This is a genomic window from Sphingomonas sanguinis (genome assembly GCF_001476905.1).
Taxonomy (GTDB): domain Bacteria; phylum Pseudomonadota; class Alphaproteobacteria; order Sphingomonadales; family Sphingomonadaceae; genus Sphingomonas; species Sphingomonas sanguinis_B.
In genome coordinates this window covers 28,886-51,067 of sequence record NZ_LDTE01000064.1, presented here as the reverse complement: position 1 = coordinate 51,067, position 22,182 = coordinate 28,886, and the positions used below count along the sequence as shown (strand labels likewise).

The 22,182-nt window shown below is 67.6% G+C and carries 19 protein-coding genes; 11 read left to right on the top strand and 8 right to left on the bottom strand.

Annotated elements, in window-relative coordinates:
* Nucleotides 1–10: 10 nt before the first annotated feature.
* Nucleotides 11–1,471 carry a sensor domain-containing diguanylate cyclase gene (locus SB4_RS10815; RefSeq protein WP_058718064.1) on the bottom strand — a complete coding sequence of 487 codons (1,461 nt, stop codon included), beginning with the start codon at nt 1,469–1,471 and terminating at the stop codon, nt 11–13.
* Between the two features lie 344 nt (nt 1,472–1,815).
* Between SB4_RS10815 and SB4_RS10810 the strand changes: the two genes are divergently transcribed.
* The 9 genes from SB4_RS10810 to guaA all read left to right on the top strand — a co-directional run bounded on the left by SB4_RS10810 (nt 1,816) and on the right by guaA (nt 9,501).
* A complete protein-coding gene (locus tag SB4_RS10810; RefSeq protein ID WP_058718063.1) occupies nt 1,816–2,508 on the top strand; it encodes a response regulator transcription factor in 693 nt (230 codons plus the stop codon).
* Nucleotides 2,505–3,860, top strand: coding sequence for a sensor histidine kinase (locus SB4_RS10805; protein WP_058752561.1), 1,356 nt, complete (start codon nt 2,505–2,507; stop codon nt 3,858–3,860). The genes SB4_RS10810 and SB4_RS10805 overlap by 4 nt, the downstream gene beginning before the upstream one ends.
* Nucleotides 3,861–4,026: 166 nt before the next feature.
* The gene (locus SB4_RS10800; protein ID WP_058752560.1) at nt 4,027–4,275 is read left to right on the top strand and encodes a hypothetical protein; all 249 of its coding nucleotides are present in this window, start codon (nt 4,027–4,029) and stop codon (nt 4,273–4,275) included.
* 157 nt (nt 4,276–4,432) lie between these two features.
* Nucleotides 4,433–4,801, top strand: a complete 369-nt coding sequence (gene rpsM, locus SB4_RS10795; RefSeq protein WP_058718060.1) for a 30S ribosomal protein S13 — start codon at nt 4,433–4,435, stop codon at nt 4,799–4,801.
* 106 nt (nt 4,802–4,907) lie between these two features.
* Nucleotides 4,908–5,297, top strand: coding sequence for a 30S ribosomal protein S11 (rpsK, locus tag SB4_RS10790; RefSeq protein ID WP_042486392.1), 390 nt, complete (start codon nt 4,908–4,910; stop codon nt 5,295–5,297).
* A gap of 88 nt (nt 5,298–5,385) precedes the next feature.
* Nucleotides 5,386–6,450: a DNA-directed RNA polymerase subunit alpha gene (locus SB4_RS10785; protein ID WP_058718059.1), complete on the top strand. Its 1,065-nt coding sequence runs from the start codon at nt 5,386–5,388 to the stop codon at nt 6,448–6,450.
* Nucleotides 6,451–6,696: 246 nt separating this feature from the next.
* Entirely contained in the window at nt 6,697–7,119 is a 423-nt protein-coding gene (gene rplQ, locus SB4_RS10780) for a 50S ribosomal protein L17 (RefSeq protein WP_056430546.1), read from the top strand.
* 247 nt (nt 7,120–7,366) lie between these two features.
* Nucleotides 7,367–7,915 carry a hypothetical protein gene (locus SB4_RS10775; RefSeq protein WP_153006179.1) on the top strand — a complete coding sequence of 183 codons (549 nt, stop codon included), beginning with the start codon at nt 7,367–7,369 and terminating at the stop codon, nt 7,913–7,915.
* A 32-nt stretch (nt 7,916–7,947) separates the two neighbouring features.
* Entirely contained in the window at nt 7,948–9,501 is a 1,554-nt protein-coding gene (gene guaA / locus SB4_RS10770; RefSeq protein ID WP_058752558.1) for a glutamine-hydrolyzing GMP synthase, read from the top strand.
* Between the two features lie 39 nt (nt 9,502–9,540).
* Here guaA and SB4_RS10765 read toward each other — a convergent pair whose 3' ends face one another.
* Nucleotides 9,541–10,671 carry a sensor histidine kinase gene (locus SB4_RS10765; protein ID WP_058752557.1) on the bottom strand — a complete coding sequence of 377 codons (1,131 nt, stop codon included), beginning with the start codon at nt 10,669–10,671 and terminating at the stop codon, nt 9,541–9,543.
* Nucleotides 10,661–11,905 (bottom strand): sigma-54-dependent transcriptional regulator, encoded by a 1,245-nt coding sequence (locus SB4_RS10760; protein ID WP_193753795.1) that lies wholly within the window; start codon nt 11,903–11,905, stop codon nt 10,661–10,663. Before SB4_RS10760 ends, SB4_RS10765 begins: the two co-directional genes overlap by 11 nt.
* Before the next feature lie 99 nt (nt 11,906–12,004).
* On the opposite strand from SB4_RS10760, the gene SB4_RS10755 reads away from it, so the two are divergent.
* On the top strand, nt 12,005–12,190 hold the full coding sequence (locus SB4_RS10755; protein WP_058752556.1) for a hypothetical protein: 186 nt from the start codon (nt 12,005–12,007) through the stop codon (nt 12,188–12,190).
* Entirely contained in the window at nt 12,187–14,616 is a 2,430-nt protein-coding gene (locus SB4_RS10750) for an ABC transporter permease (RefSeq protein WP_338112949.1), read from the top strand. The genes SB4_RS10755 and SB4_RS10750 overlap by 4 nt, the downstream gene beginning before the upstream one ends.
* A 9-nt stretch (nt 14,617–14,625) precedes the next feature.
* Here SB4_RS10750 and SB4_RS10745 read toward each other — a convergent pair whose 3' ends face one another.
* From SB4_RS10745 to SB4_RS10725, 5 genes are read right to left on the bottom strand one after another with little or no spacing between them, the layout of a single operon-like run.
* Complete coding sequence (locus tag SB4_RS10745) at nt 14,626–15,795, bottom strand: VWA domain-containing protein (RefSeq protein ID WP_058752554.1); 1,170 nt, start codon at nt 15,793–15,795, stop codon at nt 14,626–14,628.
* Nucleotides 15,792–17,999: a DUF5682 family protein gene (locus SB4_RS10740; RefSeq protein ID WP_058752553.1), complete on the bottom strand. Its 2,208-nt coding sequence runs from the start codon at nt 17,997–17,999 to the stop codon at nt 15,792–15,794. The genes SB4_RS10745 and SB4_RS10740 overlap by 4 nt, the downstream gene beginning before the upstream one ends.
* Nucleotides 18,000–18,003: 4 nt before the next feature.
* Nucleotides 18,004–19,083 (bottom strand): ATP-binding protein, encoded by a 1,080-nt coding sequence (locus SB4_RS10735; RefSeq protein ID WP_058752552.1) that lies wholly within the window; start codon nt 19,081–19,083, stop codon nt 18,004–18,006.
* On the bottom strand, nt 19,080–20,480 hold the full coding sequence (locus tag SB4_RS10730; RefSeq protein ID WP_058752551.1) for a DUF5691 domain-containing protein: 1,401 nt from the start codon (nt 20,478–20,480) through the stop codon (nt 19,080–19,082). Before SB4_RS10730 ends, SB4_RS10735 begins: the two co-directional genes overlap by 4 nt.
* The gene (locus SB4_RS10725) at nt 20,473–21,858 is read right to left on the bottom strand and encodes an SWIM zinc finger family protein (protein ID WP_058752550.1); all 1,386 of its coding nucleotides are present in this window, start codon (nt 21,856–21,858) and stop codon (nt 20,473–20,475) included. Before SB4_RS10725 ends, SB4_RS10730 begins: the two co-directional genes overlap by 8 nt.
* Nucleotides 21,859–22,182 lie beyond the last annotated feature (324 nt).

The following is a 22,182-nucleotide window of genomic DNA, read 5'->3' as shown; positions in this document are numbered from 1 at the left end:
CCGATCGTCGCTATCCCGCCTGTCGCCGGTCGCCACGTCGGCGCTCGCCGACCCGGTCGCGCTTGGCGGCGTAGAGGCGGCTGTCGGCATGGTGCATGAAATCGCGCACCGTCCCGCTTTCCGGCGGGCGCAGGGTGACGCAGACGGTGCCCGCGCAACTCATCGTCAGCCCGTCGATGGTGACCGAGATCGCCAGCAGCGCCTCGATCCGTGCCCGCAGCGATTCCGGCTCGGCGAGCAGGGCAGGGTCATGGACGATCACCCCGAATTCGTCCCCGCCCAGCCGCGCCACGAAACTGTCCTTCAGCCAGTCGGCGCGCAGCCGGTCGCCGACGATGCGCAGCACCTCGTCCCCCGCCAGATGCCCCATCGTGTCGTTGATCAGCTTGAACCCGTCCAGATCGATCAGCACCAGGCCGAGCGGCGTCGTATCCTCGATCGACCGGGCGATCGCCGCCTCCAGCGCGCGGTCATAGGCGGCGCGGTTCGACAGCGCGGTCAGCGCATCGGTGTCGGCGTTGCGGCGCAGCTGGGTTTCCAGCGCGTGGCGCTCGGTCACGTCCTGAAACAGTCCGACCAGCCCGTGCGGCTTGCCGTCCAGCATCTCGCGCTCGCCCATCACCCGGACGCGACGCTGGCGGCCCAGCGCAGTCACGAAATCCAGTTCGATGTCGAACGGCTCGCCGGTGCGCACCGTGTGATCGATCGTCGCGCGCAGGACGGCCCGCGCCTCGGGCGGATAATAGGATAGGCCCTGTTCGACCGTGAAGGTCTGGCCCGGCCGCAATTCGTGGATGCGATAGACGCCGTCCGACCAGCTCGCCTGCCCGGTGCCCAAGATGGTGTGCCACGATCCGATCATGGCCAGTCGCTCGACCTTGCGCACCGTCCGATCCTTGGCGCGCAAATCCTCCGCCTGACGCTCGCTCAGCTCCGCCATGGCATTGGCGCGCCGGGCGATGGCGCGCGCGGCGATCAGTGCCTCGGCCAGCCGGGCGAGGTGGCGCAGCGTCTGCTCCCCCGCCGGGCTCAGCGAACGCGGCATGGCATCCATGACGCAGAGCGAACCGATCGCCTGGGGCGCGCCGTCCAGGTCGGGCACCCGGATCGGCATGCCGGCATAGAAGCGGGTATGCGCATCGCCGGTGACGAAGGGATTGACGGCGAAGCGTGGGTCCTCGGTCAGATCGGGGACCATCATCAGGTCGGGCGACTGGATGGTCTTGTCGCAAAAGGCGACCTCACGCGGCATCTGGCTGGGCAGGGGGCCGACGCCCGACTTGATCCAGAACCGGTCGCGATCGGCCAGGGTCAGCGCCGCGACCGGACAGCCCAGCATATCGGCCGCGAGCGAGACCAGGGCGTCGAACTCCGCCTCCGGTTCGCTGTCAAGCAGGGCGTGCGCCTGCAGGGTGGCGAGGCGGCGTTCTTCATCGAACGGCGCTGGAACAAGGAAGGGAGCAGCCATCATGATCGACCTACCATAGCCCAAATCATCCTGGGAATCCCCAGAATTTGCTGAAAAGTCCGTTGGTTATGAAACGGATCGTCGGATGAAATGGGATGTTGGGCGATATTGCAGGGTGCATGACGTATTTGTCACATTATGGTCACCCCGAGGTAGCCCGTCCGGGGGTAGCTCTTGGCCCACAGAGTTCAAAGAGCTCGGCGCCCGACACTCCCGGGGGTGCCGTCGGGGCCGGCGGAGAGCGCGCTTTCCGCCGGCCTTTTCGTGACGGTCGGGGGGCGGACGTGGAGCCCTTTGGACCGACGCAGACACTGTGAAAGTCGCCCTATGCCGGAGCAGACGAGCCGATGAGCCGCAAGATCCTGATCGTCGAAGATGACGCCTCCACCGCCGCCTATGTCGCCAAGGGCCTGGCCGAAGCGGGCTATGCCGTGGAGCAATGCGGGGACGGCCGCGACGGCCTGTTCCTGGCGAGCGAGGGCATATTCGACCTGATCATCGCCGACCGGATGCTGCCGCGTCTCGACGGGCTGGCGATGGTCAGCGCGATCCGGGCGGCGGGCATCTCGACGCCGGTGCTGGTCCTGTCGGCGCTGGCCACGGTCGACGACCGGGTCGATGGGCTGAAGGCGGGCGCGGACGATTATCTGTGCAAGCCCTTCTCCTTCGCCGAGCTGTCGGCGCGGATCGAGGCGCTGGTGCGCCGGTCCGACCGGGCGGCGTCCGAGCCGACCCGCACCAAGCTGTCGGTCGGTGACCTGGAGATCGACCTGCTGGCGCGTACCGTGACGCGGGCGGGCAAGATCATCCCGGTCGGCGCGCGTGAGTTCAACTTGCTGGAATTCCTGGCGCGCCATGCCGGACAGGTCGTCACCCGCACGATGATGCTGGAGAAGATCTGGAATTACCATTTCGACCCGGGCTCCAACGTGGTCGACGTCCATATCGGGCGGCTGCGGCGCAAGCTGGAGGAAGGGTTCGGCACGCCGATCCTGCACACCGTTCGCGGCGCGGGTTACAGGCTGGCCGTCGAAGGGTGAAGCTTCGCCTGACGATCTCGGCGCGGATCGCGCTGCTGTCGATCGCGCTGGCGCTGGTGTCCAATCTGGCCCTGGTCGGTTTCATCTGGAAGCAGACCAGTGCGGACGCGGTGGCGGCGCTCCACCGCGAGATCGTCGAACAGGCCGACGCGCTGCGGGCCGTGTGGCGCACGGGGGCTCTCCCCGCGCTGGCCGATGCGATCAAGGAAGCGCGCGAACCCGGCGACGTGTCGCTGGTGCTGGCCATCTTCGATCCGCAGGGGCACCGGGTGGCGGGCTATGCGCCGCGTCATCTGGCGGTGCCGCTGGCCGATACGCCGTTCCGGGTGGCGGTGCTGGGCCGCGACGGCGTATGGGCCTCGCGCGAGGCGGGCTATACGCTGCATCCCATCGGTGGCGACTGGTTGCTGGTCGGGCGGCCGCTCGACCTGATCGAGGCGCAGCAGGTCGCGATCGAGCGGGCGCTCGCGCTGGCGGTGTTCCTGTCGCTGATGCTGGGCGTCGGCACCGGGCTGGTGCTGGCGCGCTATGTCGCGGGGCGGCTGAACACGATCGTTGCGGTGATCGACGCGGCGGGCGAGGGCGACCTGACGCGGCGCGTGTCGCAGGTGCGGTCGGGCGACGATGAAGGCGACGCCTTCGACCGGCTGGCCGAGCGACTGAACGCGATGCTGGGCAAGATCGAGCAGCTGATGGCCGAATTGCGCGTCGTCACCGACAGCCTGGCGCACGACCTGCGCTCGCCGCTGGCGCGCTTGCGGACTAAGACCGAACAGGCGGTGCTGATCGCCGATCCGACCCAGCGCGAGGCGGCGCTGGGCGGGCTGCTGGTCGAAACCGACCTGATCATGCGCATGCTGACCATGGTGATCGAGATCAGCCGGTCCGAGTCGGTGACCCGCGACCGCTTCACCCTGGCCTCGCCGGTCGAGCTGGTCGAGGAGATCGGCGAACTCTATGCGCCGGTCGCCGAGGATGCGGGGCTTCGTTTCCTGATCGAGGTCGAGGCGCGGCCCGCGCCCTTGCCGCTGCACCGCGAACTGATGAGCCAGGCGCTGTCCAACCTGATCGACAATGCGCTGAAGCATGGTGCATCGGGCGGGCAGGTCACGCTGCGGCTGAGCGACGGAGCCGAGGGCATCGTCTTCCAGGTGGAGGATCACGGCCCGGGTATCGCGGAGGCGGACCGGGCCCAGGCGCTGAAGCGGTTCGGCCGACTCGACACGGCGCGCACGACGCCGGGGGCGGGGCTGGGCATGGCGCTGATCGAGGCGGTGGCGCGGCTGCATGGCGGGCGATTCGAGCTGGGCGATAATGCACCCGGCCTGATCGCGCGGTTGATCATCCCCTAAATCCTCCCCGGCACGGGGAGGGGGACCAGCGAAGCTGGTGGAGGGGGCGTGCGGCAAAGGGCGTCCTGTGTGAGGCCCCCCTCCGTCAGGCCTTCGGCCTGCCACCTCCCCGTGCCGGGGAGGATTAGGGTTGCCCCTCCACTTCAGGGCTCTACATCCCCTCGTCATGGATTCGCTTTCCCTGTTCGGCCTAGCCGCCGTCTCCTTCACCCTGGTTTGCTACGCGATGGAATCGGGATCGCACTGGTGGACATTGGGCTTCGTGCTCGGTTGTATCGCGGGATCGGCCTATGGCTTTCTCCAGGGGGCTTGGCCGTTCGGGGTGGTCGAGATCGTCTGGGCGATCGTGTCCTTTCGCCGCTGGCTGACGCTCCGGCGGCTGCAATCGACCAAGTTTGCGGAACCGATCGCTTGACAGGGTGTTGCGCGGGCCGTAACTGACCGTCCTTCCAACACTCCCGCTGGACGACGTGCGATTTGCGTGCGTCGCTATCGTGCGTGGGGGAATCATCGCGTTGAGATGGAGCATGTGCGGCCATGCCATGCTCCGTGGAGCTAGGAGAACAAGTTTCATGGCACGTATTGCGGGTGTCAACCTCCCGACCAACAAGCGCGTATTGATCGCGCTGACCTATATCCACGGCATCGGTCCGGCCAAGGCGAAGCAGATCGCCGCCAAGCTGAACATCGCTGCCGATCGTCGCGTCCAGGACCTGTCGGATCAGGAAGTTCTCCAGATCCGTGAGACCATCGACGCCGATCACACGGTGGAAGGCGATCTCCGTCGCGAGACCGCGATGAACATCAAGCGCCTGATGGACCTGGCCTGCTATCGCGGCCTGCGTCACCGCAAGGGCCTGCCGGTCCGCGGCCAGCGCACGCACACCAACGCGCGCACCCGCAAGGGCAAGGCGAAGCCGATCGCGGGCAAGAAGAAGTAAGAATTTCGCCTGGAAGGCGAAATTCACTTCTTCTCCGCCGGAGGGCGGCGCGAGGCAGACTGCTTCCCGCTCTCCGCATCAGAGATACAGGTCAGGATAGAATTCAATGGCACGTGAACCGCAGCGCATTCGCCGTCGCGAGCGCAAGAACATCACCGCCGGCGTCGCCCATGTGAACGCCAGCTTCAACAACACCATGATCACCATCACCGACGCGCAGGGCAACGCCATTTCGTGGTCGTCGGCCGGCATGATGGGCTTCAAGGGTTCGCGCAAGTCGACCCCGTATGCGGCGCAGGTCGCAGCGGAAGACGCGGGCAAGAAGGCCGCCGAGCACGGCGTCCGCACCCTGGAAGTCGAAGTGAAGGGCCCGGGTTCGGGCCGCGAGTCGGCGCTGCGTGCGCTGCAGGCGGTCGGTTTCCAGATCTCCTCGATCCGCGACGTCACCTCGATCCCGCACAACGGCGTGCGGCCTTCCAAGCGTCGCCGCGTCTGATGCTTCCCATGGCCGGCTGACGAGTCGGCCATGCCTCTCTCCATGGCTGGAACCGTCCCCGTTCCGGCCCACAACTCAGGGGAACCACGTGTCTGTCAACGCAAAGAACTGGCAGGAACTGAAGAAGCCCAACGCGCTCGAGAAAAAGGGTGGCGATGGCAAGCGGAAGGCGACGTTCGTGGCCGAACCGCTGGAGCGTGGCTTCGGCCTGACGCTGGGCAACGCGCTTCGTCGCGTGCTCCTGTCGTCGCTCCAGGGCGCGGCGGTCACCTCGATCAAGATCGAGAACGTGCTGCACGAATTCTCGTCGCTGGCCGGTGTGCGTGAAGACGTCACCGACATCGTCCTGAACGTCAAGCAGCTCGCCATCCGCATGCAGGGCGAAGGCCCGAAGCGGCTTCAGCTCTCGGCGACCGGTCCTGCCACCGTCAAGGCCGGCGACATCGCCGTGTCGGGCGACATCGAGGTCATGAACAAGGACCTGGTGATCTGCCATCTCGACGAAGGCGCGACGTTCAACATGGAACTGACCGCGGACATCGGGAAGGGCTATGTCCCCGCCGCCGCGAACCGTCCGGCCGATGCGCCGATCGGTCTGATCCCCGTCGACGCGCTCTATTCGCCCGTTCGCCAGGTGTCGTACAAGGTCGACCCGACCCGCGTCGGTCAGGACCTGGACTATGACAAGCTGACGCTCTCGGTCGAAACCGATGGCACCGTCACCCCGGAAGACGCCGTGGCCTATGCCGCGCGCATCCTCCAGGACCAGCTGGCGCTGTTCGTGCACTTCGACGACTCGGCGCTCACCCGCGCGGCCCCTGTGGGCCAGGCGGCGATCCCCGCCGCCGGTGGCGAGCCGCAGAGCGACGCGCAGCAGATCAACCGTTACCTTCTCAAGAAGGTCGACGAGCTGGAACTGTCGGTGCGTTCGGCGAACTGCCTCAAGAACGACAACATCATCTATATCGGCGATCTGGTCGGCAAGACCGAAGCCGAGATGCTGCGCACTCCGAATTTCGGCCGCAAGTCGCTAAACGAGATCAAGGAAGTGCTGTCGTCCATGGGTCTGCGCCTGGGCATGGAAATCCCCGGCTGGCCGCCCGAGAATATCGAGGAAATGGCCAAGAAGCTGGAACAGGAGATCATGGGCTGAGCCGCACGCGGATAGCGATGCTATCCACGAGACGGCGAAAGTCCGGCCGGCGGGTCGCCCACGGGCGACCCGTTCGACGTGAGGATCGCGGCTTTGCCGTGATCCGGCCCGGCCACTCCGGCAGCTTTGCTGACCCGCTCCCCGGTAAATGCCGGTGAGCCATAAGACAGGCGAAGGTGACGGCCTCAACGGTCACCAGGTCTGGGGTACCGTCAAACGGCCCCTTAACGAACGAAGGAATATCCCATGCGTCATCGCGTCGGCGGCCGTAAGCTGCAGCGTACCTCGGCTCATCGTACCGCGCTTTTCCGCAACATGTCGGCCGCGCTCATCAAGCACGAGCAGATCACCACCACCGTCGCCAAGGCGAAGGAACTGCGTCCCTACGTCGAAAAGCTGGTGACCCTGGCGAAGAAGGGCGGTCTCTCGAACCGTCGTCTGGCCCATGCCCGCCTGCTCGACGACGCGCAGCTGGTGAAGCTGTTCGACGTTCTGGCGTCGCGCTATGCCGATCGTAACGGCGGCTACACCCGCATCATCAAGGCCGGCATCCGCGCGTCGGACGCCTCGCCGATGGCGATCATCGAGTTCGTCGACCGCGACGTCTCGGCGAAGGGCCAGGATTCGGGTCCGGTCATGAACGAGGAAGATTTCGACGAAGCCGCGTAATTTCGCGTTTCTCGAAGACCTTCGAGAGAAGGGCCGCTCCAGCGATGGGGCGGCCCTTTTTTCGTATGTGCCGCTCGCACCTGGCGCCCCCCTCCCGCAGGCGGGAGGGGGCTTGGGGGGGCAGGGTGTCTCACCGAGCTCATTGCATGCGGCTTGCCCTCCCCCATCCCCGGGCGTGCCCAGTACGGCTGTTCAGCTTTCCGAAAGCCCGTGTGGCTTCTTTTCTGCCGGACAGGGGGAGAGAAACATGGGCAAAGCCCGCATCGCATTGAGCCTCGCGACGATCGCGTCGCTGTCAGGCTGTTCCACGCCCGACAGGGACTGGAACAAGGGCATCGCCACGCCCAGCGCCACGCAGCTTCATTACCAACGCGAACAGGCCAAAACGAGCGCGGCTGGCGTAGCGGCGGTCGTCGCGGCCGCCATCGGGTTCCAGGCCGCCGGCTACGACCCGAACCGCCCCAGACCCGCCGATCCGCCCGCCGCCGATCCGCTTGCCCCGGTACGCGGGGGCGAAACGCCAACGGTTGTTCGGGCCGATATCGATCAGGAGGCGGGGACCCGTGCCTGTACGCTGGCAACCGAGCAGGAAGCGCGGCGACTTCACCCTCATGCTTTGCTCGAAGCCGTCGAGTCGGCCGATGCGCTCGGTGACGGACTGCTGGTCCGCGGGACAGTCCGAATCCGCGAGAAAAAGGCCGATCCCGGCGAACTGCGCGGTTTTCGCTGCCGGGTCGATGCGCAGGCGGTGCGGATGGTCGCGATCGACCCGATGGAAACGCGTCCGCCCCGGTAGCTTTTCGCAAAAGACATCGCTATCGGACCGCCATGGAGCACCCGGACAGCATCCTCATCGTCGATTTCGGCAGCCAGGTCACCCAGCTCATCGCGCGCCGCGTGCGCGAAGCGGGGGTCTATAGCGAGATCGTGCCTTTCCAATCGGCCGAAGCGGCGTTCGCGCGGATCAATCCCGCCGCCGTCATCCTTTCGGGTGGCCCCGCCTCGGTGGTGGACGAAAACTCCCCGCGCATTCCGCAGGCGATCGTCGACAGCGGCCTGCCGATGCTGGGCATCTGCTATGGCCAGCAGGCGCTGACCCAGCAGCTGGGCGGCAAGGTCGAGAAGGGCGACAGCGGCGAGTTCGGCGAGGCCTTCATTACCGTCGAGGGCGACTGCACCCTATTCGACGGCCTGTGGAAGACCGGCGAGCGGCATCAGGTGTGGATGAGCCATGGCGACAAGGTGACCGCGCTGGCACCCGGCTTCCAGGTCGTCGCGACCAGCCCCGGGGCGCCCTATGCGATCATCGCGAACGAGGAACGCCGCATCTACGCGATACAGTTCCACCCGGAGGTGGTGCACACGCCTGACGGCGCCAAGCTGATCGCCAATTTCGTCCGCCATGTTGCCGGACTCTCGGGCGACTGGACCATGGCTGAGTTCCGCGCCGCCAAGATCGCCGAAATCCGCGAGCAGGTGGGCACGGGCAAGGTCATTTGCGGCCTGTCCGGCGGGGTCGACTCGTCGGTCGCCGCACTTCTGATCCATGAGGCGATCGGCGACCAGCTAACCTGCGTGTTTGTCGACGGCGGCATCCTGCGCCAGGGCGAGGCCGAGCAGGTCGTCAGCCTGTTCCGCGGTCATTACAACATCCCGCTCGTCCATGTGGATGCGCAGGACCTGTTCATGGACGGTCTGGCGGGCGTCACCGACCCCGAGGCCAAGCGCAAGTTCATCGGCAAGACCTTCATCGACGTCTTCGAGGCCGAGGCCAAGAAGATCGGCGGGGCCGAGTTCCTGGCCCAGGGCACGCTCTACCCCGACGTGATCGAGAGCGTCAGCTTCACCGGTGGCCCGTCGGTGACGATCAAGAGCCACCACAATGTCGGCGGCCTGCCCGAACGCATGAACATGAAGCTGGTCGAGCCGCTTCGCGAGCTGTTCAAGGACGAGGTTCGCGTGCTCGGCCGTGAATTGGGCCTGCCCGACATATTCGTCGGCCGGCACCCGTTCCCCGGACCCGGCCTCGCCATCCGCATCCCCGGCGAGGTCACGCGCGAGCGTTGCGACATCCTGCGCAAGGCCGACGCCATCTATCTCGAGGAAATCCGTAAGGCGGGTCTGTACGACGCCATCTGGCAGGCCTTCGCGGTGCTGCTGCCGGTCCGTTCGGTCGGCGTGATGGGCGACGGCCGCACCTACGACTCGGTGCTGGCGCTGCGCGCGGTGACCTCGGTCGACGGCATGACCGCGCAGGCCTTCGACTTCCCCGGCGACTTCCTGCCGCGCGTGACCACCCGGATCATCAACGAGGTGAAGGGCATCAACCGCGTCGTCTACGACTATACCAGCAAGCCGCCCGGCACGATCGAGTGGGAATAATCAGGACGCGTGATCCTGGGGAGTAGGATCGCGGCTTCGTTATAAGCCATTCCCTCCCGGCAATCGCAGCCGAAAGGTCGTCGGCGATAGCGTTAGCAGGTCGAGTGTCCCGCCATGCCCGCGCGCTATCTGTCGCGCGAGGCTGAGGCCGATGCCGGTTCCCGCCGCCTTTGTCGTGGCGAAGGGTCGGAAGATCGCATGGGTCTGGTCGGGGGCGATGCCGGGGCCATCGTCGCTGATATCGATCAGGATCGCGCCGTCCTCGGTGCCCAGCGACAGGGTGACATGGCCGGTGGGGCCTGCCGCCTCGACCGCGTTCTGAAGAAGCGCCCAGATCGCCTGGTTAAGCTGGTCCCGGTCCAGCGCACTGCTCAGGCCCGGCGGTGTCGCGACGGTCAGCACCGCATCCGGCCAGCGGCTGGCGAAGAGTCGCCCGAGATCGTCAATCATCTCCGCCAGCGCGACCTGCTGTCGCAGCGGCGGGGGTAGGCGAGCAAGCGAGCGATAGGCTTCGATAAAGCGCTGCAATCCCTCGGCCCGGCGGGCAAGGGTGGTCAGGATTTCGGGTAACAGAGTCGGATCGCCGGCTTGCGGATCGGCGGCCGCGATTCCGCATTCGGCGAGCGAGACGATGGGGACCAAGCCGTTCAGCATCTCGTGCCCCAGCACCTGGATCATCTCGGCGCTGGCTCGGGCTTCGGCGGTACGCTCCTCGCTCTCGACATCGATCAGCGCGACGACCGCCTGCTGGCCAATATCGACCCGATCGGCGCGCCAGCTTCGCCCGGCATGGCGCAGATGCGAGGCGCTGCGGTCGAGAAGCGATAACGGCGCTGGCAGTACCCGGTCGTCGGTCGCGAACAGCCGCCGCGCGGCCCGGTTTAGCACCCGGGCGACCGTGCCATCGACCAGCAGCAAGGGTGTGGGCGAGGCGTCAAGCACCATCCGCTGCAACGTCGCCTCGCCATCCTCGGCCGTGACGGGCGCGGAATGCGGCACGACGCGGTGACGCGCCGTCAGCACGCTCAGCAGGACCAGCCACAAGATCGTCAGTAACGCGCCAGCCAGTGCCAGCCACAGGCCGTTCAGCCATGCGACACAAGCGACCGCTCCCGCCAGAGCGAGCGACAAACCGACCGCGACGGCGCTTCGTTCGGCCCTAGAGCCCATGCTGCGCCATGCGCCGATAGAGCGTGCCCCGGCTGATCCCCAGCGCATCCGCCGCGCGCGAGATGTTGTGGCGATGTTGCTTCAGCGCGGCTTCAATCATCAGCCGCTCGGCATCGTCCAGACGGAAGGCGGGGGAGGTGGCAGGCGTGCTGGGCGTTGCCGTCACCGGACGCACCGCCGCAACATCGATCACGCCGTCATCGGACAACAGGACCGCGCGTTCGATCGCCGCCGCCAGTCCGCGCACTTCGTCGGGCCAGTCGGTCGCGGTGATGATCGCTTCGGCCGCCGGGGTCAGCCGGACGGAGGTGCGGCCATAGGTCTCGCCTCCGATTTGGGCGAAGTGGCGGGCCAGCATCACCGCATCCTCGCGTCTTGCGGCCAGCGGCGGCACCGCGATCTCCAGCGTGCAGAGCCGCCGTCGCAGCGCGGGCGATAGGCCGTCCATGCTGTCGCCGACGCTGATGCAGCGCAGGCCGGGCAGCAGACGGTCGAGCAATCGCTCCTGCGCCACCGCGTCCAGCCGATCCGGGTGGCGGAGCAGGACCGTCCCTTGCGCGCCGTCGAGCGCGCGCCACCCCACGGTGTCGCGCAGGTCGATGCGGACGGGCTGTGTCGCGGCATCGCCGGAAGCGGCATGGACCGCCATTGCCACCATCGTCCGGCCCGCCCCCGAACGGCCGGTGACACCGATATTGGCGACGGTCGGCCCAACGCGTCGGATCATCGCGCGAACCTCTGCCATGGCGGGCGAATCGCCGAGCAGCGCGGTGCCTCCGCCATCATTGGCTGGACGGGACGCGGGCGGCGCGCCGGGGGCCGCCCGCTGGCCGATCACGGCGGCGCATTTGGCGAGCAAGTCGTCCTTGCGCCATGGCTTCATCAGAAAGTCGCGCGCGCCAGCCTGCATCGCAGCGACGGCGATACGAATGCCGCTATGCGCGGTGATGACGATGATGCGCGCCGCCGGATCGTCAGCCATGATCCGTGCAAGACACGCCAGCCCTTCTTCCCCGTTCGAGCGCCCTGCGGTGAAATTCATGTCGAGCAGGATCACGTCATAGCGCCGCCGGGCTAGCAGCGAATAGGCGGCACCCGGATTAGCGGCGAGGTCCAGCCGGTGTCCTGCCAGCCGAAACAGAATGTCGGTCGTCCGCGCGACGGTCGGATCATCCTCGATCAACAATATGTTCCAGCTGCTTGACAGATCCGGCGACTGTCCGTCGGCGGACATAATGTTCCACGCGCGCGCGCCCTCGTGAGGCTGATTGGAAGAAAGTTCTTCGATCATAAGGAGTTGGCAGTTCCGGGGTTGGACGGTGACAGTCCCTCCATGATGACCGAACAACCGATCCGCGCAAGTGCCGTCGCCGCTCCCTTGGTGATGATCCGGCTGGGAAAGATTCCACGCCGCTATGTCTTCGATCAGGTCGAGACGATGGCGCTCCATGATATCGACGGGCTCAATCGGGCATCGTCGCCAGCGCCCTGCGCGCATTATAATCCGGGGAAATCATGATGAACGGCCTTGCCCTGATGGCGCTTTATCGTTCGCTGACCCGCCACAAGCTGCATGCCGCGCTGAACATCGGCGGGCTGGCGGTGGGGATCGCGGTGTTTCTGGTCCTGGGCCTCTATGTCCGTTTCGAGACGAGCTTCGAGCGCTGGCTGCCGCATCATGACGAAATCTACGCGGTCCAGACCGAGCTGCATCTGCCGGGCAGCCCATTCAACGGTGCCTATCCGGTGACCATGCCCGGCCTGTTCGAGCAGATGCGGCAGGACTTTCCCGGGCTGGTCGGCACTCGCGTTCGCGGCGGCAAGCAGGGCGGCAGCGTCATCCGCGAGAACGACGCGATCGGTGCGGACGTGGCACAGGTCGATCCGAGCTTCTTCGACGTGTTCGATATCCCGATGGTCCGCGGTGACGGGCGGCGCGCCTTGGCCGATCCGTCGGTGGCGCTGCTGAGCCGGAGCGAGGCGCAGCGGCTGTTCGGTGATTCCGATCCCATCGGCCGGAGTATCACCATCGCGGTCGATTCGCCGCAGCCTTACCGCATCGCGGGCATTTTCGAGGACTTGCCAAAGACCACCGATCTTCAGGCGACGATCCTGATTCCCATGCCCTTGAAGCCGCCGCCTGCAGTGCAATGGTCCTGGTATAAATGGGGGATGGTCGACGGCGCGACCTATCTGCGCCTGCCCGATGCAATGGCGGCACGGGCGTTCGAGCGGAAGATGCCCGCATTCGTCCGACGGCACGCCGGGCAGGATTTGGGGGCGGAGCCGACCAAAATCCTCTCACTCTCGCTGCTGCCGATTACGAGCCTGCATCTGCATCCGACGACGGGCGGGGCGGAGAGCAACGGACGCGAGTTGACCATCGTAACGCTGGGGATGGTCGGTATCCTGACCCTGCTGATCGCGATCATCAACTATGTGAACCTGGCGACCGCCCAATCGGGTTTGCGCGCTCGCGAAGTCGCAATGCGCAAGGTGTTGGGCGCGAACCGGGCGATGCTGATCCGCCAGTTTCTAGGCGAGGCGGCGGCGATGGCAACGGTCGCCAGCCTGCTGGGCATGATCCTGGCCGAGGTCAGCCTGCCCGTCGTCAATGCGGCGGGAGGCCTGTCGTTACGCTTTCCCTATGGTCTGGCACTGCCGATGCTGCTCGTACTGGTGCTGGTCATCGCGCTGGCGGCGGGCTTCTATCCAGCGGTGCTCCTGTCGCGCTTTCCGGCCGCTGCCGTGCTGGCCTCGGCCAGGGCACCGGGGGGCGGGCGCAGCGGGACGCGTGCGCGCGAGGCTCTGGTCGTTATCCAGTTCGGGCTGGCTATCGCCTTCCTGATCGGGACGGTGGTGCTGGTCGCGCAAACCGCCCATGTCCGGCGGTCCGATCTGGGTTTCCGGCGCGACGGGTTGCTGATCGTGCCTTCGCTGGCCGATAAGCGCATCTTTCCCGATCAGGCGCGCCCGATCCTGGCGGCGTTGCGGCGCCTGCCCGGTGTGGTGTCCGTTGGGGCGAGCAGTTCGGCGCCTGGAATGAACAATGCCAGCCTGGACGTGATCGAGCGGCCTGGTCATCCCAGTGTGACGATCGGTAATATCGGGGTCGGGCCTGATTTCTTCCGCAGCTATGCGCCCCGCCTCCTCGCTGGGCGCGTCTTTGACGATGCGCACCGCACCGATGATTCCAGCGACTGGACCCGGTGGAAATATGGGCGCAACGTCATCCTCAATCGCAAGGCGGTGTCGCAACTGGGTTTCCGCACGCCGCAGGAGGCGATCGGCAAGACAGTGGGGCAGGGCAATCCCCGCACGATCATCGGGGTGATAGACCAGCTGCGTTTCGTCTCGCCGCGGACCATCGAGACGGCGACGGCGTATCAATATGTCCGCGACGTGCCGTTCCCGGCGATCGCCGCTATCCGTTACACGGGCGATACCGCTGCGATGCTGGCTCAGGTGCGGGCGACATGGCAGCGCTTGTCGCCGCAGGTGCCATTGGTCGTCGATACAGCGGACCAGCGGTTGTCGGATTTCTACAAGGCGGATGGACAGGCAACGCGGCTGTTCGGGATTGGCGCGGGACTGGCGGTGCTGATCGGGTGCGTAGGCCTCTGGGGGCTCGCTTCGTTCAACACGGCGCGGCGGGTGAGGGAAATCGGCATCCGCAAAACGCTGGGCGCGTCGTCGGCGGATATCGTCAAGCTGCTCGTCGGCCAGTTTCTGCGGCCGGTGCTGATCGCCAATATCATCGCCTGGCCACTCGCTTATGTCGCGATGCAGACTTGGTTGGCGGGGTTCGAGGATCGGATCACCCTGTCGCCGCTTTATTTCGTCGGTGCCAGCCTGCTCGCCACCGCCATCGCGGTGCTGACCGTGCTGGGTCAGGCTCTGCGGGCGAGCCGAGCCGCGCCCGCCTGGGCCTTGCGGCATGACTAGCGGCTAGGCTCACCCGTCCGCACGCACCAGCTTGATATCGCGGTCCGCCGCCCAGCCATGCACGTCCTCGCGGCGGAGCGCGGTTGCCATCAGTTCGGGGAACTGGTCCGGCGTGCAGGCAAAGACGGGGATGCCGAGCGCTGCCACCTGTGCCGCGAGTTGCGGGTCGTAGGATGGACGACCGCTGTCGGTCAGCGCTAGCAGCACGACGATGTTGACCCCCGACACCGCCAGTCGCGCCAGCCGGTCGACCAGTGCCCGCTCGTCGCCGCCCTCGTACAGGTCGGTGATGAGCACCAGATGAGCCTTGCCCGGCCGCTCGATCCGGTCCTCGCAATAGGCGACCGCCTGATCAATGTCGGTGCCGCCGCCCAGCTGGATGCCGAACAGCACCTCGACCGGGTCCGCCAGCTCCTCGGTCAGGTCAACGATCGCGGTGTCGAAACAGACCAGCTTGGTCGAAACGACGGGCAGCGAAGCCATGACGGCGGCAAAGATCGAGGCGTAGACGACCGAGCTCGCCATCGATCCCGACTGGTCGACGCACAGGATCACCTCGTCCAGATCGACGAGGCGGCGCTGCTGGCGCAGGAAGCCGATCAGCCGTTCGGGGACGATGCTGCGGTGCGCGGGCTGGTAATGGGCGAGGTTCGCGCGGATCGTGCGGGGCCAGTCGATATCGGCGAAGCGCGGGCGGCTGGTCCGTCGCGAGCGGTCGAGCGCCCCACGGATCGCATCCGCCGTCCGCGCCTCCAGCCGCGCCATCAGCTCGGCGACGACCTTGGCGATGACGGCCTGCGCGGTGTCCTTGGTCTTCTCCGGCATCACGCCGCGCAGCGCGACCAGATCGGCGACCAGGTTCACATCCGCCTCGACCGTCGCCAGGAATTCGGGCTCCAGTAGCATCTGGCGCAGCCCCTTGCGCTCGAAGGCGTCCTTCTGAATCACCTGCACCACGGGCGCGGGGAAGAAATCGCGGATATCGCCTAGCCATTTCGCGACGCGCGGTGCGGACTGGCCCAGCCCGCCCCGGCCCTTCTTCTCCGGCTCGCCATCGCCGTAAAGCGCGGACAGCGCCTTGCCCATGCGGCGGTCGCTCTCGGACAGTGGGGCCGTGCCCTCTCCGTCATCGACGCCCAGGGCAAGCGTCCAGCGGCGTTCGCGTTCGTCGTGGCTCATGGCGTGGCTCCCGTCATCAGCGCGAGTACGCGCGCTTCATGCGCTGGCCAGAGCGCGGCGGCACCGGGCAGCGACACATAGCCGCGCGCACCCGTGTCGATGCGGCCCAGGGTGGCGTCCATCAACCGGCGCCGCTCGCTGCGGTCGAGGGCCGAGAAGACGCGTCGGAACAGCGGCAGGCTGGCGACAAAACTGTCCTCGTCCAGCGACGAAAGCCAGCCATCAACCGCATCGCGCAAGGGGTGGTCGTGGATCAGCCGCTCGCCGACCCCTTCCAGAAATCCCTCGAAAAAGCCCGCCGCTTCCGCGATCGGCGTGCCGGGCGACAGCATCCGGGCGAGCAGCGTGGCGGCATCCTGGGCCGCGAGTTTCTCCGCCTCGTAGAGCAGCCGTGCGGCGGTGCCCGCCACCAGTCGCGTCACCTGATCATCCTCGAACAGCTTGCCCAGCGCCTCGTGCCAGGTCGCGACGATCTCGGAGTCGAGCTGTGCCAACTGGATTGCGCCGTCCGCCGCCAGGATCGCCGCGCGCAGGTCGCCCGCCGCTTCGGCATCCAGCTGGCGCGCGGCATAGGGGAAGGTCAGCGCCGCCTGCACCACGATGCGCGGCATCAGGTCGCCGAGATGCCGGGTGGTGCCGCTGCGGGCCTCGCCATAGCGCAGGATATCGGCCATCGGCGGCAATGCGGTGAGAAGGGTCAGGCCATCGCTGGTCAATGCCGCGCGCCGTTCCAGCAACGCGATGCCCGTTTCGGTCGCTTGGGGGAGATCGGCGATCATCGCGCTGCGCACCAGTCCGGCCAGCTCGCCCAGATCGGGCTCCGCGGCCATCGCCTCGCCCAACCGTCCGGCGGCGGCGTCGGCGATGGTCGAGCCGTGGACGAGATTTTCGACCAGCCGGACCGCATATTCCGGCTCCCAGAACACTATCCAGTTCTCGCGGAAGGTGCCGCGACTGCGCCCGGCATCGCTCAATTCGCCCCAGGGCACATCCAGCGCATTCAGCCGGTGGAGCAGGGTCGAGCGCGCCAAGCCGCTCTCGCTGCGCAGGTCGAGCGTCAGGTTGCGCTCCAGCGCCTCGGGCTTCAATCGCGTCGCCTTTTGCTGGCGTTGCAGATCCTCCAGCAGCGGTGCGAGCGGCGTGTCGGCGGGGATGACCCCGACCGCCGATCCGACCAGCAGCTCGGCCGCGATATCGTCCCACCGCGCCCGCTCGCCATGGCACAGGCAGGCGATGGCCGCCTCGCGCAGTTCCTCGAAGCCGGGGTGCGGGCGGTCGCGCAATGCGGCCAGCGCATGGCCCAGCCGCCGCGCCTCGATCACCGAGGCGGTGGAGATGGCATGGCCGCGCTCGCGCATGACCTGGGCGATCCGGGCGAGCCATACCGCATCGCCGTCCGGGTGATGGCGCGTGTCCCACAGATGCGCGCACCAGCCGGGTGCGACGACGCCCGCGCCGTAACCGCTCGCCCGCGCCAGGCGCGGTGCGGTCCAGGGGGCCCAGGTCGCCTTGATCTTCGCCTTGGGCCGCCTCTTCAGCAGCGCGCGGTCGGCTGCGAGGCTCGTGCTGACGGCCAGCGCGGGCACATGCCACGCGCCGCACACCACCGCGACCGGCCCCTCGCTCTCCTTCGCCGCACGGGCGATCTCGATCCGCATATGCGCTTCCCGCGCCGCCTCGCGCGCGGACAGCGGCCCGGCCTCGGCGCGCAAGGCGGTCATCGCCTCGGCAACCGCCGCGAACACGGAGATGGAGGCGGGGTTCTCTTCAATGACGTCGGCCCACCAGCTTTCGCCATCGTCATAGCCCGCCGCCGTCGCCAGCACGCCGATCGGATCACGCGCGATCGGGTCTTCGTCGATGTGGCGTTCCGCCTCATCCTCGCCCAGCCGGTCGCTGGCGGGCAGATCGATGAAGCGCAGCGCGGCTCCGTGCGCCATCGCCCAGCGCGCGGCCTGATATTCGGGCGAATAGTCGGCAAAGGGAAAGAAGCTGGCGCGGGCGGGATCGTCCTCGGCATAGGTCAGCAGCGCGACCGGCGTCGCCATCGCCGGATCGGCGAGCATCGGCAGCAGGCGCGACGCATCCGCCGGTCCCTCGATCAGCACCGTGGCGGGGCGGAGCGCATCCAGCGCCTCCACCAGCCGCCGTGCCGAGCCGGGGCCGTGATGGCGGATACCGAAGAGCGAGACCTCTGCCGCCATCGCGTCAGATCAGCTCGCTCAGCGAGGCATAATAGCCTTCATAGCCGCGCCGCTTCTTCAGCACCGTCTCCAGATATTCGCCCAGCACCGCCTTGTCCTGCACCGGGTCCTTCACCACCGCGCCGATCATGTTGGCGGCCAGCATCGCGGGCGTCAGCTGGCCGTCGTTGAAGAACGTCGCCTGGCTGATCCCGCCGACCATCACGCCGATCGCCTCGGCGGTGGACAGGCCGCCCGAGGGCGATTTGAGCGCGACCTTGCCGTCCTCGGTCGAACCCGACCGCAGTTCGCGGAAGATGGCGACGACGCGCGCCACTTCGTCGGCGACATTCTTGGGGGCGGGCAGGTCCAGACTGTGGGCCATTTCGCCGACCCGCTTGACGATGATCGCCACCTCTTCGTCGGCGCTGTCGGGCAGGGGGAGGACGACGACGTTGAAACGCCGCTTCAGCGCCGAGCTCAGTTCGTTGACGCCCTTGTCGCGGTTGTTGGCGGTGGCGATGACGTTGAACCCGCGCTGCGCATAGACCGCGTCGTTCAGCTCGGGGATCGGCATCATCTTTTCGGACAGGACGGTGATCAGCGTGTCCTGCACATCCGAGCCCATGCGGGTGAGCTCCTCCATGCGGCACAGCTTGCCCGTCTCCATCGCGCGCATCAGCGGGGTCGGGACCAGCGCCGCGCGGCTCGGCCCATGCGCCAGCAGCTGGGCATAGTTCCAGCCATAGCGGACCTGGTTCTCGTCGGTCCCGGCGGTGCACTGGATCACCATGGTCGAATCGCCGGTGATCGCGGCGGCGAGATGCTCCGACACCCAGGACTTGGCCGTCCCCGGCACGCCGAGCAGCAGGAGCGCGCGGTCGGTGGCCAGCGTCGCGACCGCCGTCTCGATCAGCCGCCGGTCGCCGACATATTTGGGGCTGATCGCGGTGCCGTCTGGGGCCGTCCCGCCCATCAGATAGGTCACGACGCGCCTGGGCGACAGCGCCCAGCCGGGTGGACGCCGATCGGCATCGTCCACCGCCAGCGCGGCCAACTCGGCGGCATAGGTCGCCTCGGCAGGAAGGCGCAGCGTCTCGCTCATGGGGTCTGTCTCCTGTTGTCGAGCGCGGCGTTCAGCCGCAGCATGTCGAGGCGCGAATCGGAGGCGATCAGCCCCACCGCCACCAGTTGGTCCAAGGCTTGCCCCGCCGCCTCGCGCGAGGCGAGCAGGCCGAGCGCCAGCAATTCGTCGGCCTGATCGCCTCCGCCCTCCACCGCGTCCAGCAGCGCGGTCCCCGCGGGCATCAGGATCGCATCGTCGATGTCGCCGTCGCCGCCTGCAATGGCGCGCACCATGTCGAAGGTCGCGCCGTTCGCGCGGATCAGCCGTTCGGCGGCGACATGGCGCTGGCCAATGGTCAGGCGCGGCAGCAGCATCTCCAGCGCATCGCTGTCGATCGTCTTTGCCAGGGTCAGCGCGTCGGTGGTGGCGGCCACGACCGGATCGTTGGCCGAGCGTGCCACCATCTGCGCGAACCCCTGGTCGAGCAGCGCATCGCCGCCCCATGGCCAGATTGCGACCAGTTCCGCGCCTTCCAGTCCCAGCGCTGTGGCGAAACCGTCGAACGATACCGTGTTGAACAGGTCGGTGCGGCGGTTGCGATAGACGATGTTCTTCGGGGGCAGCGGTTCGATCACCCGAGTCCGCCGCAACAGCCCCTTGGTCTGGACCGCGAAGAACGCCGCCAGCTTCGCCGCATCCTCGTCGTCCTGATGGGGGGGCCGGCCATCCAGCCCCTCGATGAACGCCGCGGCGAGTGCCCGGACGCGCGGTGCCCGGTCGCCGGATGCCAATTGTTCGAGCAGCGGCCGATCATTCTCGGACAGGCCCAGCACCAGCGTCTGGAGCAGCCTGGCGCGATGGTCGGCGGGCTCGCCCGCGATCTTCTGGAGCAGCAGCGCGCTGGCCGCGGCGGCATCATGCCCCCGCAAGTCCATGAGCGCGGCCAGCCGCGCGGCGGGGCCGAATTCATCCCATGTCTCGGCCGTCAACTCCTCCGCCCCGGCCGAAGCGGCGGCGGTCGCCGCCCAGTCCTGCCACGGCGCATAGACAGGGGGCACGTCGTCACCGGGGCGCGGCATCCAGTCGCCCGGATGCAAGGTCCAGCCGCGCCGGTCGAGAAAGTCGAGCAGATCGCGCCGTGCCCCCGGCTCGCGGAGCGACTGGAGCAGGCGGCGCGCGCCGGGGCGGAATATGGCGGGCAGCGGCGGATAGGCCAGCACCGGGATATCCCCCGGCGGTTGCAGGTCGCCCGCCGGTTCGTTGATCGCCAGCACGCCCAGATACTGGCCGGAAAGCGCGAGCAGTCGCAGTTCGGCCTCGTTCGGTTTGCCCCCCAGTGCCTCGCGCCAGACGGGCGGGGCCTGACGCACCGCGCTGCCGCCCATGGTCCAGCGGGTGAGCACCGGGCCGATCGCATCCAGGATCGCGTCAGCCATGGCCGATCCGACCCCATGGACTTTGCGCCGCGAGTATCTCCAGCCGGTGCCCCGACCAGAGCGCGGCGCTGCACGTCAGGTCGGTGCCGGTGAGCAGCCCTTCCGCTTCACCGGCCAGCGGCAAGGGTATGTTGCCCTCACGCTGGCACCACCAGGGCGCGCCCGTCCGGTCGAAGCCGATACGGCCCGGCGGCAGCAAGACCGGTCGCTCCGCCGCCCAGGGCTCGGCGAGGAAGGGGGCGGTCAACGCCTCCTCCAGCGGCGCGTCCGGCCGGGGCCAGTCGAGCGGCGGTCCGTCGATCACGCCCGCCTCACGCCCGATCAGCACGGCGCGCAAGGGGTTGCGGGCAGGATAGAAGAGGATGTCGCCGATGAACTGTTCGCCCGGCACGAAGGCCGATCCGCGCCGCCCTGCACTCGCCGGGAAGAAGTCGAGCAGCATCGCGAAGCGCGGGCCGTCCTTCAGGTTGAGCAGCCAGGTCGTCTGGGAGATCAGGCCGTCGCGTCGTGTCCGCACCTGCTCGGCCAGCACTTCCCAGGCGGCGGTGACCCGCATCGCCGTCGGATCGTCGAGCAAGGCTTCGCGCTTTTCGGCCGACGCCACCGCGCGGCGCAGTTCGGGATCGCGCGGGTCGGCGCGAAAGGCGCGGGCCAGCATTACGAGCCGCGCCAGCTCCACCGTCGCGCCGCGCACCCGGTCGCCGGGCGGCAGCGCTAGCAGGCGGGCGGGGAGTTCGTCGACATGGCCCGCCAGCGCCGCCGCCTTGCCGTCGACCAGCCGCGCCCCGATCCTGCGGCACCGCGCGGTCGCATCCTCGACGAACCCACCAAGCCCCAGTCGGAGCTGATCGCCGACCCATTGCTCCAGCGCCTCCAGCGCACCGAGGATCGCCCGCTCGGTCTCCTCGGCGCGTTTCGCGTTCGCCGCATCGCGCCGCGCGGCCGCCTTGGGATCGGGGGCGGGGTCCGGCTCGACGCTCCGGGTCGTGGTCAGGGTCCTGGGTATGCCACTGGCGGCGGCGACCGGCTTGGGCGCGCTACCGGTCGAGCGCCGGCGCCCGAGCCAGTCGATCACCCATTCGGGCGTGTCGGCGGCGGGGAAGGGCAGGATCGCCTCCGCATGGAGCCACAGCAGCGCCAGCGCATGTTTGCACGGGAATTTGCGCGAGGGGCAGGTGCATTTGCTGCCCATGTCGCGCAGGTCGGCGGCGACCCGATAGGGATTGGCTCCGGACCCGGTGCATTCGCCCCAAATCAACGCGCCGTCATGGCTGCTTCCCAGGCTCGACCATTTTCCGGGCTTCGCCAGCCCCGCCGCAGCCTTCAGCGAGGATTGATCGGTGGCGAGCTGTTCCACCGCCGTCAAATCGATCCCCATGCCGTCCTCGAACCGTTGCTTGTGTCGGGATGATAGAGACGGATTGTGAAATCTCAACTCGCTTTGGGGGGCGGGGCGGGGGATTGGTAGTCATGGACCACTCTCGGCCATAACCGCCGCGATGAGACGGCGTCTGCCAGGCTCGCTTGTTGTGCGTCCGTTCGTGGCAATGGTCCGAACTACGGCGTCGCAACTTTGTTTTTTCTGTAAAACAATAGGCTGCCGATGGCGAGCTTGACGTTAAAGTCCCAGCCATTTTCGTGCCCCCCACTATCCCGCCGCCGGTGTCACGTCACAGTCGCGATGTCACGGAGCATCGCCGCA

Excerpts from the sequence above, each read along its gene's own strand:
- SB4_RS10745 (WP_058752554.1), bottom strand. The coding sequence starts at position 15,795 with ATGAGCCACGACGAACGCGAACGCCGCTGGACGCTTGCCCTGGGCGTC.
- SB4_RS10760 (WP_193753795.1), bottom strand. The coding sequence starts at position 11,905 with ATGTCCGCCGACGGACAGTCGCCGGATCTGTCAAGCAGCTGGAACATA.
- SB4_RS10775 (WP_153006179.1), top strand. The coding sequence starts at position 7,367 with ATGGGCAAAGCCCGCATCGCATTGAGCCTCGCGACGATCGCGTCGCTG.
- SB4_RS10725 (WP_058752550.1), bottom strand. The coding sequence starts at position 21,858 with ATGGGGATCGATTTGACGGCGGTGGAACAGCTCGCCACCGATCAATCC.
- SB4_RS10730 (WP_058752551.1), bottom strand. The coding sequence starts at position 20,480 with ATGGCTGACGCGATCCTGGATGCGATCGGCCCGGTGCTCACCCGCTGG.
- SB4_RS10815 (WP_058718064.1), bottom strand. The coding sequence starts at position 1,471 with ATGATGGCTGCTCCCTTCCTTGTTCCAGCGCCGTTCGATGAAGAACGC.
- SB4_RS10765 (WP_058752557.1), bottom strand. The coding sequence starts at position 10,671 with ATGGGCTCTAGGGCCGAACGAAGCGCCGTCGCGGTCGGTTTGTCGCTC.
- SB4_RS10735 (WP_058752552.1), bottom strand. The coding sequence starts at position 19,083 with ATGAGCGAGACGCTGCGCCTTCCTGCCGAGGCGACCTATGCCGCCGAG.
- SB4_RS10755 (WP_058752556.1), top strand. The coding sequence starts at position 12,005 with ATGATGACCGAACAACCGATCCGCGCAAGTGCCGTCGCCGCTCCCTTG.
- SB4_RS10800 (WP_058752560.1), top strand. The coding sequence starts at position 4,027 with ATGGATTCGCTTTCCCTGTTCGGCCTAGCCGCCGTCTCCTTCACCCTG.
- rpsK (WP_042486392.1), top strand. The coding sequence starts at position 4,908 with ATGGCACGTGAACCGCAGCGCATTCGCCGTCGCGAGCGCAAGAACATC.
- SB4_RS10810 (WP_058718063.1), top strand. The coding sequence starts at position 1,816 with ATGAGCCGCAAGATCCTGATCGTCGAAGATGACGCCTCCACCGCCGCC.
- SB4_RS10740 (WP_058752553.1), bottom strand. The coding sequence starts at position 17,999 with ATGGCGGCAGAGGTCTCGCTCTTCGGTATCCGCCATCACGGCCCCGGC.
- rplQ (WP_056430546.1), top strand. The coding sequence starts at position 6,697 with ATGCGTCATCGCGTCGGCGGCCGTAAGCTGCAGCGTACCTCGGCTCAT.
- SB4_RS10750 (WP_338112949.1), top strand. The coding sequence starts at position 12,187 with ATGATGAACGGCCTTGCCCTGATGGCGCTTTATCGTTCGCTGACCCGC.
- rpsM (WP_058718060.1), top strand. The coding sequence starts at position 4,433 with ATGGCACGTATTGCGGGTGTCAACCTCCCGACCAACAAGCGCGTATTG.
- guaA (WP_058752558.1), top strand. The coding sequence starts at position 7,948 with ATGGAGCACCCGGACAGCATCCTCATCGTCGATTTCGGCAGCCAGGTC.